Origin of the sequence: Microcystis panniformis FACHB-1757 (assembly GCF_001264245.1) — a bacterium.
Lineage (GTDB): Bacteria > Cyanobacteriota > Cyanobacteriia > Cyanobacteriales > Microcystaceae > Microcystis > Microcystis panniformis.
In genome coordinates this window covers 5,456,401-5,470,768 of record NZ_CP011339.1, presented here as the reverse complement: position 1 = coordinate 5,470,768, position 14,368 = coordinate 5,456,401, and the positions used below count along the sequence as shown (strand labels likewise).

Below are 14,368 nucleotides of genomic sequence, written 5' to 3'. Positions count from 1 at the left end.
CTTTTGACCTGTTAAAATCCGATGTTCATGCTGCGAAAATCCGATTGGGACTCTCAAAAACCTTGCATTATCCCTCTCGTAGTACATAAAATGGTACAAAAAAAAGAGGGCAACAAAGCCTGAAACGACCAGCTACTGACTCCTGACTCCTGACTCCTGACTCCTAACCCCACCAACAAACTTTTTCAGCAAACCCTAAGTAGTCGGACATAAATTCTGTTGTCTATCTTAAGAAATGTAAATTGCCGCAATTCTTACTGACTCCTGACTTGAAAGTGGCAAGTGGCAAGTGGGGAGAATACACAAAAGCTGTCTCCTGTCTCCTGTCTCCTGTCTCCTGACTCCTGTCTCCTGACTCCTGACTCCTTACCCTACAGTTAACTTTACTTTTGTCCAACTACTTATCGCCCTATCTTGGTAGTATAATAACTGATTGGCATTCCCTCGGCTACAAGGCGGCAATTATTAAATCGGATTAGGAATTGCCAAAAGGCGGCCATGAAATCTTAGTTATTAGTGGAGAATTAAAAATGAACTCTGAAATTTACAAAAAAGTCAGCTTGTTAGTTTTGTATCAAGGGGTTTTTGATAATGCTATTGGCCAGGCATTTATTACCCTATTATCTACGGATAATGTTGCCGATTTTCTCAAAGCTTATGGTCAATTGTTTCAAGGTTTAGCATCTAAAAATATCAGTTGGAATGATTTTCTAGTCGAACAAATTTTATTAGATGATAATCCCTTTAGTCAACAGGTACAGAAAAAAATTGTTTCGGAGTTACCTGAATCTTTAATTGATGGCGTTAAACAGGATTTATCTATCCTCCAATCTCTTTATAACTCTAGCATTTATAGCTTAAGTAATTCGACGGTTTTTGAACAAATTAAATTTCTAATTTTCCCCGCTTGGGAAGTGGACAATAAATTAGAAAGTTTTCTGCATTCCAGTTCAGATTGGGGAGAATTAGTTGAAGACCTAGCCGATTATTATCGCGAATGTGGTACAGGAATTTTTGCCCGTTATCAAGCTTTAAGGTGGCAAGAAGGCAGATTACAAGGAATTACTCATCCCGATCCCGTGCAGATTCAAGACATAGTCGGTTATGAAATGGCTAAGAAAACCTTGATTAAAAACACTGAGTTTTTATTAGCAGGTTATCCCGCTTTAAATGTCTTACTCTATGGTTGCCGTGGTTCAGGAAAATCCTCTCTGGTTAAGGGATTATTGCAAAAATATCATAGTCAGGGATTGCGCTTAATTGAAGTGGCAAAATCGCAGTTAAAAGACCTACCATTAATTATTGAAATCTTGCGAGATTTGCCCCAAAAATTTATTATCTTTGTCGATGATTTATCCTTTGAAGAAGACGATGAAGCTTTTAAAGCTTTAAAAGTTGTTTTAGAGGGAAGCGTCACCGCTAGACCGAAAAATGTCGTAGTTTATGCCACTTCTAATCGCCGACATTTAGTCAGAGAATTTTTTGCGGATCGACCACAACCAAAAGATAGTGATGAAGTGCATAATTGGGACACAGTACAAGAAAAATTATCCTTTAGTGATCGCTTTGGTTTAACCCTCACTTTTGAACCTGCTAATCAAGAAAAATATTTGGAAATAGTGCGTCATTTAGCCAGTTTAGCTAAATTAAAAATTAGCTTAGAAGAATTAGAATTTCGTGCCAAACAATGGGCAACCCAACATAATGGGCGATCGGGAAGAACTGCTAGACAATTTATTGATTTTCTCCAAGGGGAATTAGAATTAAATGGGTAGCATTAATTGTGTTATGATTAAATAAAAGAAGCTCTAATCTAGAAAAATGTTGACTTCATCTCCTCCCAAAACCCTCAGCTTAGAAGCATATCGTAATTTAGAAACCATTGCCGAGGTTAAACACGAATATCACGACGGGGAAATTATCGAGATGACAGGGGGAAGCATCAATCATAATAGTATTCTCATTAATCTTATTGTCCTGCTAAAATTAGCTTTAAGAGGAACTAATTATCGTCTTCAATCTAGCGATCTACGTCTATGGATACCCCAATATAATCGCGGTTTATACCCAGATTTAATGATCATTGCTGGGGAACCATTATTTAGTGATAATCGCAACGATGAAATTTTAAATCCCTGTGTAATTATCGAAGTTTTATCCTCTTCCACCTCTAGTTATGATCGGGGTGATAAATTTCGTTATTATCGTTCTATACCCCAATTAAACCAATATCTTCTCGTCAGTCAAGGGGAGATACTAATAGAATCCTATAGCAAAACATCAGAAAATAGTTGGTTATTACAAGAATACACCCCAGCAAGGGGAATTATATCCCTAGATTCTTTAGGAATTAGCTTAAATCTTGCCGATATTTACGAAGGAATTGATTTTAATTGAGGAATAATTTATGAATGATAACCTTTTTTTCTGTGATCTAGGTTATAATCAGGAGGATTAAAAATTCTGTGACAGAGAAAATGCTAACTCGATCTCCTACCAAAACCCTCAGCTTAGAAGAATATCGTAATTTAGAAACCATAGCCGAGGTTAAACACGAATATCACGACGGAGAAATTATCGAGATGACAGGGGGAAGCATCAATCATAATCGACTGGTACGCAATTTAATTCGCTTGTTAGACAATGCTTTAAGGAAAACTATTTATGAAGTCTTTCCCAGTGATTTGCGACTATGGATACCCCAATATAATCGCGGTTTATACCCAGATTTAATGATTATTGCCGGGGAACCATTATTTAGTGATAATCGCAACGATGAAATTTTAAATCCCTGCCTAATTATCGAAGTTTTATCCCCTTCTACCTCTAGTTATGATCGGGGTGATAAATTTCGTTATTATCGTTCTATACCCCAATTAAACCAATATCTTCTCGTCAGTCAAGGGGAGATACTAATAGAATCCTATAGCAAAACCTCAGAGAATAATTGGTTATTGCAAGAATACACCCCAGCAAGGGGAATTATATCCCTAGATTCTTTAGGAATTAGCTTAAATCTTGTCGATATTTACGAAGGAATTGATTTTAATCTCAACTCCTAACTTTAGCTATCTTTTAAGAGGACGTACTAAAAACAATTTTACCATCTTTTACCGCTACCAAACGCAAAGTTAAGGGTCCAGATGTATTAGTTTTACTAGCAGCAACTGCCTCAAGTGTCTCGATAGAATTACCCGACCTTTTGACTTGATCGATAAAGTTAACTACCGTAGTTAATAAACCATCTTCCACTTGAATTGACCCTAAAACTCCCGCACTTCTAGCGCGAAATTGAGCCGAAGCTAAGAGTAAATCTAAACGCTTTTGCAGGTCTTCTTCTGTCATATTTTGCGGATCAATAGAAACGGCAGCGATTACCTGTTTCTCCTCAAAAACTCTTTGATTGGGAACCACATCAGCAAAGACACGAATCTCGGTTTCTCCTAAGACATAATTACCTGCGGAAAGGATTCTCACCACATATTCTTTACCGTCCTGTAATTGTTGACTTAACTGTTCTACCTGTGCTTTTGTGATCTTAACTAAACGCTGGTCAAAATTAGGCTGATTCGGTTGGGTGGCACGGATAGCATTCATATTCGCTTCCCGCAATAACTTATCGATAACGGTGACAATAGCTTGGGGATCAACAATACGAAAAGCTCCAAAAGATAACACCTGTCCCCGGAAAATAGCGATTTGTTTTTCCCGCAATTCTTGATAGGTTTGATAGTATTGTTCTAAAACTTCCACTTCCCGCTTAAGAAAAGCCATTTGGGTTTCTAAATCTTTTAATTTTCCCTCACGCTGTTCCAAAGCTAAATTTTTATCGACGATCGATCGATCAAGTTCTCCAATGCGTTGATCCCGGCGATCAATTTCTAGCTGTAGGGTTTTTTGTTGGGTTTCCAACTGTTGAAGTCGCGCTTGTCTGGTTGTTAATAATTTTTGTTGATTAGCCAACTCTTTATCTCTAACTTTAACGGTGGTTTGTAGTTGATTTATCTGACTAGAAAGAATTGATTTTTGTTGGAACAATTGATCCCGTTGACTGCTTAACTGTGCCTTTTGATTAGTTAAAATAACTCGTTCATTATTTAAATTAGCCACTTCCTTCCGAAACTTTTCCAACTGTCCCGAAACTAATCGCAAACGTTGACGCGAAGCTTGATAATTTTTGTTAAGAACCTCTAGACGTTTCTGCACAGCTATCTGTTCACTTTTAGCTGTTTTTAAAGCCTTTTCCACCTGATTTTTTTGTTCGGTGGTTTTTCTGACCTGACTTTCTAAATCCTTAATAGCGGCACGACGTTCATTTAAAAGACGATCCAGTTCAAAAACCCCTTGACGCAGGGATTTACTAGAAGCAAACAAGACAATTAAAGTGGAGCCGGCGATCAAAATTCCCGTTACAATCGTCATTAAAGTTGCGGTTTGTTTCGGACGCAGATTAAATAAACGCATCCTTTTCTTACCGATACGGCTCCCTATGCGATCGCCAACCGCCGCTATCAGACCACCTAAAACCACGATGGCCAAAACCAAAATATAAGCGCTAGTCATCCAGAATTTAAGTAAATTGTTGACTGAGAGCGACGGGATTATGGACGGTAATTTTCTTCTTGTAAATTGAGACCATTTCTTGATCCCGCAGCTCTCCCAATAAACGGGTGACAGTGACGCGAGTAGAACCGATCGCTTCTGCGATCGCTTGGTGAGACAATTTTAGATCCACCCGGATGCCATCGGTGGTGGGAACCCCAAAATCACGACAGAGAATTAACAAAAAACTGACCAAACGTGAACCCATATCCCGGTGAGCCAAGGTTTCGATCATCATTTCCGTTTGCAGAATCCGCGAGGACAAACCCTGCAGCATCAACATTGATAAATCGGGATTATTGCGGAGGGATCTTTCTACCTGATCGATCGGGGCCGAGAGTAATTCTACCGGAGTAAAAGCCACGGCATGATAAAAACGATCCGATCGCTGGCCGGTGAGTAAGGATAGCACACCAAAGACGCTATTTTCCCGCAGTAGAGCCACGGTAATTTCTTCTCCCGCTTCATAGACTCGCGACAACTTAACGGCTCCTTTCAGCAAAAAATAGACTCTTTCGGCGGGATCTCCAGGGAAAAAGATCGTTTTGCCACGCTCGAACAATTCCACCACCGGGGGGAAATTGCCGCTGCCGATTCGACGGAACACATCTGCTAGGGGTTTATCTTGTATTAGGGATAAGTCCATCTCACATCCAAAAAAGGGGAAAATTGTTTTTATTATGCAACGAGTGTCACCTCTATTAAACATAACCGCTGCCTAAACTGGGAAAAGTTTTGGGCGCTTTTTGCCAGACAATGGGGGAGGGGTGATCATTGCTGCCCCGTTATCTGTATCCCTATTATACCGAATCTCGCTGGGGTCGGCTATTGGGGAGATTTTTGTAAGAGAAACGAGAACTATGTTAGATTTAACGGGAAAAAACGCCCTAGTGACAGGAATTGCCAATAATCGCTCGATCGCTTGGGGAATTGCCCAACAACTCCATCAAGCTGGTGCAAATATCGGTGTCACCTATCTCCCCGACGAAAAAGGCCGCTTTGAGAAAAAAGTGCGAGAATTGGCCGATGAACTTAATCCCGCTTTTTATGTCCCCTGCGATGTCCAAAATGACCAACAGGTAGAAGATACTTTCGCTACAGTGGCGGAAAAATGGGGTAAACTGGATATTTTGATTCACTGTCTCGCTTTTGCCGATAAAGAGGGTTTAACGGGCGATTTTACCGCCATCCCTCGGGAAGCTTTCACTAAATCCCTAGATATTAGCACTTTTTCCCTAACCCGTCTAGCGCGATCAGCTAAACCTTTGATGACGGCAGGGGGAAGTATTATCACTCTTACCTATCTCGGCGGTGTCAAGGTAATTCCTAACTATAATTTAATGGGGGTGGCAAAAGCAGGTTTAGAAATGAGTGTTCGCTATTTAGCCGCGGAATTAGGTGGCCAAAAGATCCGAGTTAATGGTATTTCCGCCGGTCCAATTCGCACCTTGGCATCTTCGGCCGTGGGGGGAATTCTTGATATGATCCATCATGTGGAAGAAATCGCTCCTTTACATCGCACCGTGACACAAATTGAGGTGGGAAATACGGCCGCTTTTTTAGCCAGTGATCTTTCTAGTGGTATTACCGGTCAGATTATTTATGTAGATTCCGGTTACGAAATTATGGGAATGTAGTTTTAAGTAGGTAGGTGTTAAAAATCATCAGCGCCCCCCTTATTAAGGGTAGTAGGGTTGATTCATGAATCAACCCTACTATGAATCAACCCTAGGATCAAGGGGGTATCAAAGGCGAAATCTATCTTCAATTTAATTGAAACGACTATCATAAAAGACTATGATCGTGTTTGTTGCGAAGTTGCTGAAGAGTCTTGCGATCGCTGTCTAGATCGACTTCATCGTAATGTAAATCGGCATCGTGGTTTTTCAAAAAAGCATCCACCACCCAACGAGAAGATAGACCTAAAATACTTCCGACCTCGGCACTGGTGATTTTTTCCGCTCGGTAGGCCTGCACCACCAAAGCCTCTAAAATTTCACGGGTAAGATTATTGTAGTTGTAATGTTGAAGCAATTCATCGGGAATATCGATAGTAATTTTCATGATTTAGCTTCCTTTTTTTTGGGGTTTACTGATAATGTTTATAGAACTTAGGTTGAGTTAAAGCATGAAACCCAACGCCTATTCTATACCTTCTCAACAGGATTTAGTATAACTTTTGGATATGGATAAAGCTGGCATTTCTATTACTTCGCTTCAAATAATTTCCGAATCTCGTTAATAGAAATATAGATACCGACAACAGCACCTAGCAAAAGAGGGATTTGACTATCCGAACCAAGGCATTTCTGAAAATTTTCATCGGTTAACACTTTATAGACCACCTTAAATAGGGTAAATGCAGTCCACAAAGTTAACCCAGAAACGAAAAGAATTTCTAGATAAGATTTATTGTTTCCCCGTCGCTGCCGTCTTCTTGTAACCACTGCCACGCTTGCGGTAATGACCAAGGTTCCGATTAACAAAAGAAAGTTTTCAATGTTAACAATCTTCATCAAAAATTTATGCTGATTTTGCTTTTCTAAAGGTAATATACCATCCGCAGCCCGCCGCTAATATCGCACCAATAACCGCGCCATAAACTCCCGCAATCGATCCCCCTAGGGCTGCACCTCCCACCGTTACCACCATCAGGCGATCGGCTTTATCCCAAAATCGAGGGGAATCAGCACCCTCGTGATCAAGGGGGGATCCAGCTAATTTTTGGGCAGTTTTTACCCAATCTTGGCTAGGAATAACATCATTAATAAATAGGGCCTCGAAATCTAAACTATCGGGAAAAATGACGCTTAAACTTTTGGTGCGTTCTTGGTTAGCATAGGCTGCGTCTAATTCTTCGATCGCTTTTTTATAAGCTTTTTCTAGGGGGGGAAAATCCTTGACAAGTTGCCGCAATTGTGTTGCTGCCTGGGGTTGTTCTTCCCTTAATAATCGTTCAATTTCTTTGAGCGATCGCTGTAGATATTCTGGCAAAGGTTCAGTCTGCTGTGCGAGGGCAATTAGCAGCGCTTCAAGATCGATAATTGTTTTGGGAATTTCCATAAGTTAGTCCTGTCCAGTCAGGGTATAGGCTGCCCAATGGTAAGGATCGCTGTATTCTGTTAGTTGATCTAGCCCTATTTTACCCAGAGAACAAATCGCCCACCCTCGGTCAGACTAAGCTTGATGGTCATCGGATTTAATGGCTACCGCTTGGTAGTAAGAGGCGATCGCTTCTGCCCATCTGCCTAAATTCCTTAACGCATTCCCTCGGTTGGTCCAAGCTTGATGGTCATCGGGTTTAATTTCTAAAGCTTTGTCGTAAGATGCGATCGCTTCTTCTAATCTGCCTAAATTCTTTAACGCAATCCCTCGGTTGTACCAAGCTTGATGGTCATCGGGTTTAATTTCTAAAGCTTGATCGTAAGAGGCGATCGCTTCTGCCCATCTGCCTAAATTACCTAACGCAACCCCTCGGCCGGACAAAGCTTGATGGAAATCGGGTTTAATTTCTAAAGCTTGATCGTAAGAGGCGATCGCTTCTGCAAATCTGCCTAAATCATCTAACGCAACCCCTCGGTTGTACCAAGCTTCATGATAATCGGGTTTAATTTCTAAAGCTTGATCGTAAGAGGCGATCGCTTCTGCCCATCTGCCTAAATTACCTAACGCAACCCCTCGGCCGGACAAAGCTTGATGGAAATCGGGTTTAATTTCTAAAGCTTTGTCGTAAGATGCGATCGCTTCTGCCCATCTGCCTAAATTACCTAACGCATTCCCTCGGTTGTACCAAGCTTCATGATAATCGGGTTTAATTTCTAAAGCTTTGTCGTAAGATGCGATCGCTTCTGCAAATCTGCCTAAATTACCTAACGCAATCCCTCGGTTGTACCAAGCTTGATGTAAATCGGGTTTAATTTCCAAAGCTTTGTCGTAAGAGGCGATCGCGCCGATAAAATCCCCATTGATTAGTTTCTGGTATCCTTGCTCAAACCAGAATGCGACATCCTGAACCACTTCCGTCAAATCCGTCTCCTTTGAGTCTAGATTTTCCTCCTCCACACCGGAAACATCCCTCACCGCGTCGCGTAACTGGAGGCTAATCCGTTGGGACACTTCCCCCAGATTTCCCGTCATCACCTTGCCTAAAGCCGCCAGATCCCGCCCTAAAGTTTGATAATCTTCCGGATACTGTAGCCATTCCTCGCTTTTGACCCCTAACCACCGCGCCAGCTTTTTATCGTCACAATGGCGACTGTATAGCCATTCCCGTAACCCGTCGGTAGTGGTTCCCGCCGCCACCTGCTCGAATAACCCCATCAATATCCCTTCATATTCCCCATCGCTGGGTTCTGGAGGAGTATTTTCGACTTTTTTGAGGTTAATTGCCTTCGGACTGGCAATAAAGAGCGATTTTAGCCAATTCCAGAGCTTTTTTAGTAGGGATAGCATCGAAGAAAGGGGGAAAGGAAGATAAGGAAATTATATCTCTACTGCCGAAAGTCGTCCCTTTCGGGGTTCATACTCGTCCTAAAAGGGGAAATCAGCAATCGAACTTCTGAAAATATCCTAGCGATCGCTATCTTCCAGCGAGCGAGCCAATTCTAAGACCTTTTCGAGAGATAATCCCAGAGAAGCGGCGATTTCTTGGGTATTAACCCCCGCTCGCAATAATAAGGGAACAGAAGCTAATTTTCCGATGATTTCCCCTTCTTGGCGACCTTCTTGGCGACCTTCTTGGCGACCTTCCTCTAGGGCCTCCTGAAACACACGCGTCTGTCTTAACTCGCTTAAACTAAACATAGCTTCTATCTCCTTTCGAGTAATCTGCGGCAACTTGTAAATCAAAATCGTCTCTATCAATTCTAAAAGTTCCTGTGGGCGATTTTCTACCCCCGTTTCCCTCACTCGCGCGATTAACTCTCTTCCCCGGTTGATCACTTGCGCTTCGGGTAAGCTTACTAACTCTAGCGTCGCTAATCCGAGCGAATCTGGTGGAATATCAGCTAATTCCTCGAGATAAATCCTTTGTACTCTTGTTTCTTGTAATAGCTCTCTATATCGCTCTATATTCTCCTTTTCCACCCTTCGATTCGGATAGATCACCACCCCGCGCCAATTGTTTTTTAACTGCGTCTGTTTGAGATAGAGAAAAATTTCGGCGAAAAAACGCGCATAAAACTCCGGATCATTCTGAAACTGAACTTCGGTAAAATAAATTGGTAAATCTTGCCGTTCTGGTAGAAAGACTCCATCGATGCGAAAAGATAGTTGTTTCACCTCTACGGAGGAAAATCGATAGAAATCGGCTAATTCCCTGGGAAAGTCGATTAACTCAAACAGAAGATCGGGAAAGGTTTGAAAAAGTCGGTAGAAAATCGTGTCGGTTTTCATGAGTTCGGTCTATTCCGCTGCCGAAAGTCTTCCCTTTAGGGGTTCCTATTCATCTTAAAGGGGAAATCGGCAATCGAACTTCTGAAAATACCCTAGCGCTCGCTATCTTCCGGCGAACGCTTCGCGCACGCTTCGCGTGACCGAGCCAATTCTAAGACCTGTTCGAGAGATAATCCCAGAGAAGCGGCGATTTCCTTGGGATTAACCCCCGCTCGCAATAATAAGGGAACAGAAGCTAATTTTCCGATGATTTCCCCTTCTTGGCGACCTTCTTGGCGACCTTCTTGGCGACCTTCTTGGCGACCTTCTTGGCGACCTTCTTGGCGACCTTCTTGGCGACCTTCTTGGCGACCTTCCTCTAGGGCCTCCTGAAACACACGCGTCTGTCTTAACTCGCTTAAACTAAACATAGCTTCTATCTCCTTTCGAGTAATCTGCGGCAACTTGTAAATCAAAATCGTCTCTATCAATTCTAAAAGTTCCTGTGGGCGATTTTCTACCCCCGTTTCCCTCACTCGCGCGATTAACTCTCTTCCCCGGTTGATCACTTGCGCTTCGGGTAAGCTTACTAACTCTAGCGTCGCTAATCCGAGCGAATCTGGTGGAATATCAGCTAATTCCTCGAGATAAATCCTTTGTACTCTTGTTTCTTGTAATAGCTCTCTATATCGCTCTATATTCTCCTTTTCCACCCTTCGATTCGGATAGATCACCACCCCGCGCCAATTGTTTTTTAACTGCGTCTGTTTGAGATAGAGAAAAATTTCGGCGAAAAAACGCGCATAAAACTCCGGATCATTCTGAAACTGAACTTCGGTAAAATAAATCGGTAAATCTTCCCGTTCTGGTAGAAAGACTCCATCGATGCGAAAAGATAGTTGTTTCACCTCTACGGAGGAAAATCGATAGAAATTGGCTAATTCCCTGGGAAAGTCGATTAACTCAAACAGAAGATCGGGAAAGGTTTGAAAAAGTCGGTAGAAAATCGTGTCGGTTTTCATGAGTTCGGTCTATTCCGCTGCCGAAAGTCTTCCCTTTAGGGGTTCCTATTTATCTTAAAGGGGAAATCGGCAATCGAACTTCTGAAAATACCCTAGCGCTCGCTATCTTCCGGCGAACGCTTCGCGCACGCTTCGCGTGACCGAGCCACTTCTAAGACCTGTTCGAGAGATAATCCCAGAGAAGCGGCGATTTCTTGGGTATTAACCCCCGCTCGCAATAATAAGGGAACAGAAGCTAATTTTCCGATGATTTCCCCTTCTTGGCGACCTTCTTGGCGACCTTCTTGGCGACCTTCTTGACGACCTTCTTGACGACCTTCTTGACGACCTTCCTCTAGGGCCTCCTGAAACACACGCGTCTGTCTTAACTCGCTTAAACTAAACATAGCTTCTATCTCCTTTCGAGTAATCTGCGGCAACTTGTAAATCAAAATCGTCTCTATCAATTCTAAAAGTTCCTGTGGGCGATTTTCTACCCCCGTTTCCCTCACTCGCACGATTAACTCTCTTCCCCGGTTGATCACTTGCGCTTCGGGTAAGCTTACTAACTCTAGCGTCGCTAATCCGAGCGAATCTGGTGGAATATCAGCTAATTCCTCGAGATAAATCCTTTGTACTCTTGTTTCTTGTAATAGCTCTCTATATCGCTCTATATTCTCCTTTTCCACCCTTCGATTCGGATAGATCACCACCCCGCGCCAATTGTTTTTTAACTGCGTCTGTTTGAGATAGAGAAAAATTTCGGCGAAAAAACGCGCATAAAACTCCGGATCATTCTGAAACTGAACTTCGGTAAAATAAATCGGTAAATCTTCCCGTTCTGGTAGAAAGACTCCATCGATGCGAAAAGATAGTTGTTTCACCTCTACGGAGGAAAATCGATAGAAATTGGCTAATTCCCCGGGAAAGTCGATTAACTCAAACAGAAGACCTGGAAAGGTTTGAAAAAGTCGGTAGAAAATCGTGTCGGTTTTCATGAGTTCGCTCTATCCCTCTGGTGCGTCACTGGGTTCTGGAGGAGTATTTTTGACTTTTTTGGGGTTAATTGCCTTCGGACTGGCAATAAAGAGCGATTTTAGCCAATTCCATCGCTTTTTTAGTAAGGATAGCATCGAAGAAAGGGGTCAACAAGGAAGATAAGGAAATTATATCTCTACTGCCGAAAGTGGTCCCTCTACCGGTTCAAATTCGTCCTCTAATAGCCAATTTTCCGCTTCCTCGTAACTCGCACCGGTAAATACTACCTGATAACCCTCAGACGGATCGTACACGCGATAGTTTCCTGAAGATTCAGCGAGTAAAAGCAAGATATAGGGAGGAGATAGCAGCGGATCGATCCAAACCTCGGCAAAATTCCAATTATTATCGGTTAGGTTAGCTGCGGGGGATAACGTCCTAGGGGTTTTCTGCATCGATCCAATTTTTTCTAGAATGGGGAGAGAATTAATTGCCATCGCTCCATGATTCAGAGTATCTCGTCCTCTTGGTTGTCTGAGTATTCCTCGGCAGTTGCCGCAGGAATTTGCGCTATTTTAGTCTTTTTTGGTTGGTTATGCCTACACCTTAATCTGATCGGCCTAGCTTTAATCCTACTACCGATCGCCTATGTGGTGGGAGGATACGAGAGTACCCAAGCAGGATTGACGACTTTATGGGAGGAAAAAGAACTGGATGTGGACCTGTTAATGATTGTAGCGGCCTTGGGGGCGGCGATTTTGGGACTCTGGGACAGTAATTACTATCTCATCATCGATGGAGCCATTTTAATCCTAATTTTCGCCATTAGTGGCGCATTAGAACAGATTGCCCTGGCGAAAACCGATCGCAATATTCGTTCTCTCATGGCCATGACTCCCGATACTGCTAGATTAATCACGGGAGACAGCGAAAAAGAGGTTCCTATCAAGCAATTACACATCGGTGATACAGTTTTGGTCAAACCGGGTGAATTAATCCCCATTGACGGCATTATTATGGAGGGAAACAGTCCCATTAATCAAGCGCCAATTACCGGGGAATCCCTTCCGGTGGATAAAACCATCGGGGAAGAAGTCTTTGCGGGAACTCTCAACGGTGCGGGAGTGCTACGTTTAAAGGTGGAAACTCCCCCCGAAAGTCGCTTAATTGAGAGGGTGATTCGTTTGGTAGAAAAGGCACAAAATGAATCCCCTCCCTCCCAACAGTTTATCGAAGGTTTCGAGCGGGGTTATGCGAAAATTATCGTGATTTTGGGCTTAATTTTCGGGATTTTACCACCTTTTCTCTGGGGTTGGACCTGGGAAACCACTATCTATCGCGCCTTAATTTTTCTCGTGGTGGCCTCTCCCTGTGCTTTAATGGCCTCAATTATGCCAGCTTTGTTATCGGGTATCGCTAACGGGGCAAAACAGGGGATTTTATTCAAAAATGGCGCAAGATTGGAGATGATCGGCCGCATACGAGCGATCGCTTTTGATAAAACCGGCACTCTCACCCTTGGTAAGTTGCAAGTGGTGGAAATTATCCCCATCCATGCAGTCAGCGAAAATGAGGTGTTAGCGGTGGCTGCATCCCTAGAATCCTGTTCCGAACATCCCATTGGGGCCGCTATTACCGCCACAGCCAAGGAACGTGGTATAAATTTCTTCAGTGCTAATCAGGTACAAGCGGTATCGGGACGGGGTATCACGGGAAAAATTGCCGATAAGTCGGTATCTGTGGGCAATTTTGCCTATATTCGTGACCATATTGCTGATCTTGACCAGAATATTTTAGCTACCCACGAACGTTTACAAAAAGAAGGTAAAACCCTTGTTTGGGTAGTACAAGAGAATCAAATGCTCGGTGCGATCGCTGTAGCCGATACCCTTCGTGACTCGGCAGTTAGTCTGGTGAAGCAGCTAAAAAAGATCGGTATCGAACATATCGTTTTAATTACGGGTGATAATCAACAAAGTGCCGATAAAGTCGCTAAAAAACTCGGTATTGAGGAGATTTACGCTGATTTACTGCCTGAAGATAAGTTAACCGTGATCAAAAATCTGCAAGAAAAATATCACACTGTCGCTATGGTAGGAGATGGCATTAATGACGCGCCCGCTTTAGCTATGGCTAATGTGGGGATTGCCATGGGAAAAGCGGGTAGTGATGTGGCCTTGGAAACGGCCGATATTATCCTTATGTCCGATAATTTAGCCAAAATTCCCAGCGCAATTAACCTTGGTCGTCGTGCCAATCGCATCGTTAAACAGAATATCACTTTCGCCCTCGCGTTTATCGGCATATTGCTAATAGCGAATTTTGTTGGTGATATAACTTTACCTCTAGGTGTCATCGGTCATGAAGGATCGACGGTATTAGTGACTCTCAGCGGTTTAAGATTGTTGAATTAA

15 protein-coding genes and 1 pseudogene are annotated in these 14,368 nt (G+C 42.8%); 5 read left to right on the top strand and 11 right to left on the bottom strand.

Annotation, left to right across the window (positions count from 1 at the left end; all coding sequences use genetic code 11):
• The first annotated feature begins 530 nt into the window (after nt 1-530).
• From VL20_RS25730 to VL20_RS25720, 3 genes are all read left to right on the top strand, one after another.
• A complete protein-coding gene (locus VL20_RS25730; protein ID WP_052278584.1) occupies nt 531-1,775 on the top strand; it encodes an ATP-binding protein in 1,245 nt (414 codons plus the stop codon).
• 46 nt (nt 1,776-1,821) lie between these two features.
• On the top strand, nt 1,822-2,397 hold the full coding sequence (locus VL20_RS25725) for a Uma2 family endonuclease (RefSeq protein WP_052278241.1): 576 nt from the start codon (nt 1,822-1,824) through the stop codon (nt 2,395-2,397).
• An 80-nt stretch (nt 2,398-2,477) separates the two neighbouring features.
• On the top strand, nt 2,478-3,062 hold the full coding sequence (locus tag VL20_RS25720) for a Uma2 family endonuclease (RefSeq protein ID WP_052278240.1): 585 nt from the start codon (nt 2,478-2,480) through the stop codon (nt 3,060-3,062).
• A 13-nt stretch (nt 3,063-3,075) separates the two neighbouring features.
• Here the strand turns inward: VL20_RS25720 and VL20_RS25715 are convergent, their stop codons facing one another.
• Both VL20_RS25715 and ntcA read right to left on the bottom strand, forming a co-directional pair.
• Complete coding sequence (locus tag VL20_RS25715; RefSeq protein WP_052278239.1) at nt 3,076-4,563, bottom strand: DUF3084 domain-containing protein; 1,488 nt, start codon at nt 4,561-4,563, stop codon at nt 3,076-3,078.
• A gap of 7 nt (nt 4,564-4,570) precedes the next feature.
• Nucleotides 4,571-5,248 (bottom strand): global nitrogen regulator NtcA, encoded by a 678-nt coding sequence (gene ntcA, locus VL20_RS25710; RefSeq protein ID WP_002793163.1) that lies wholly within the window; start codon nt 5,246-5,248, stop codon nt 4,571-4,573.
• A gap of 214 nt (nt 5,249-5,462) precedes the next feature.
• Between ntcA and fabI the strand changes: the two genes are divergently transcribed.
• Entirely contained in the window at nt 5,463-6,239 is a 777-nt protein-coding gene (gene fabI, locus VL20_RS25705; RefSeq protein ID WP_052278238.1) for an enoyl-ACP reductase FabI, read from the top strand.
• Nucleotides 6,240-6,387: 148 nt separating this feature from the next.
• Here fabI and VL20_RS25700 read toward each other — a convergent pair whose 3' ends face one another.
• The 9 genes and pseudogenes from VL20_RS25700 to VL20_RS25665 all read right to left on the bottom strand — a co-directional run bounded on the left by VL20_RS25700 (nt 6,388) and on the right by VL20_RS25665 (nt 12,451).
• Nucleotides 6,388-6,666, bottom strand: coding sequence for a UPF0175 family protein (locus tag VL20_RS25700; protein WP_004163807.1), 279 nt, complete (start codon nt 6,664-6,666; stop codon nt 6,388-6,390).
• A 143-nt stretch (nt 6,667-6,809) separates the two neighbouring features.
• Nucleotides 6,810-7,118: a hypothetical protein gene (locus VL20_RS25695; protein ID WP_052278237.1), complete on the bottom strand. Its 309-nt coding sequence runs from the start codon at nt 7,116-7,118 to the stop codon at nt 6,810-6,812.
• A gap of 7 nt (nt 7,119-7,125) precedes the next feature.
• Complete coding sequence (locus VL20_RS25690; RefSeq protein ID WP_052278236.1) at nt 7,126-7,665, bottom strand: hypothetical protein; 540 nt, start codon at nt 7,663-7,665, stop codon at nt 7,126-7,128.
• Between the two features lie 117 nt (nt 7,666-7,782).
• A pseudogene (locus VL20_RS25685) lies at nt 7,783-9,054 on the bottom strand (tetratricopeptide repeat protein); the annotation flags it as partial.
• Between the two features lie 117 nt (nt 9,055-9,171).
• On the bottom strand, nt 9,172-9,996 hold the full coding sequence (locus VL20_RS25680; RefSeq protein WP_052278235.1) for an Rpn family recombination-promoting nuclease/putative transposase: 825 nt from the start codon (nt 9,994-9,996) through the stop codon (nt 9,172-9,174).
• Between the two features lie 92 nt (nt 9,997-10,088).
• Nucleotides 10,089-10,997 carry an Rpn family recombination-promoting nuclease/putative transposase gene (locus tag VL20_RS25675; protein WP_052278234.1) on the bottom strand — a complete coding sequence of 303 codons (909 nt, stop codon included), beginning with the start codon at nt 10,995-10,997 and terminating at the stop codon, nt 10,089-10,091.
• Nucleotides 10,998-11,089: 92 nt separating this feature from the next.
• Nucleotides 11,090-11,974, bottom strand: coding sequence for an Rpn family recombination-promoting nuclease/putative transposase (locus VL20_RS25670; RefSeq protein ID WP_052278233.1), 885 nt, complete (start codon nt 11,972-11,974; stop codon nt 11,090-11,092).
• Between the two features lie 9 nt (nt 11,975-11,983).
• Nucleotides 11,984-12,109 carry a hypothetical protein gene (locus VL20_RS33370; RefSeq protein WP_260441341.1) on the bottom strand — a complete coding sequence of 42 codons (126 nt, stop codon included), beginning with the start codon at nt 12,107-12,109 and terminating at the stop codon, nt 11,984-11,986.
• A gap of 33 nt (nt 12,110-12,142) precedes the next feature.
• Nucleotides 12,143-12,451, bottom strand: coding sequence for a hypothetical protein (locus VL20_RS25665; protein ID WP_052278232.1), 309 nt, complete (start codon nt 12,449-12,451; stop codon nt 12,143-12,145).
• Nucleotides 12,452-12,457: 6 nt separating this feature from the next.
• Here VL20_RS25665 and VL20_RS25660 point away from each other — a divergent pair, with 6 nt between their 5' ends.
• Nucleotides 12,458-14,368 (top strand): heavy metal translocating P-type ATPase, encoded by a 1,911-nt coding sequence (locus VL20_RS25660; RefSeq protein ID WP_052278231.1) that lies wholly within the window; start codon nt 12,458-12,460, stop codon nt 14,366-14,368.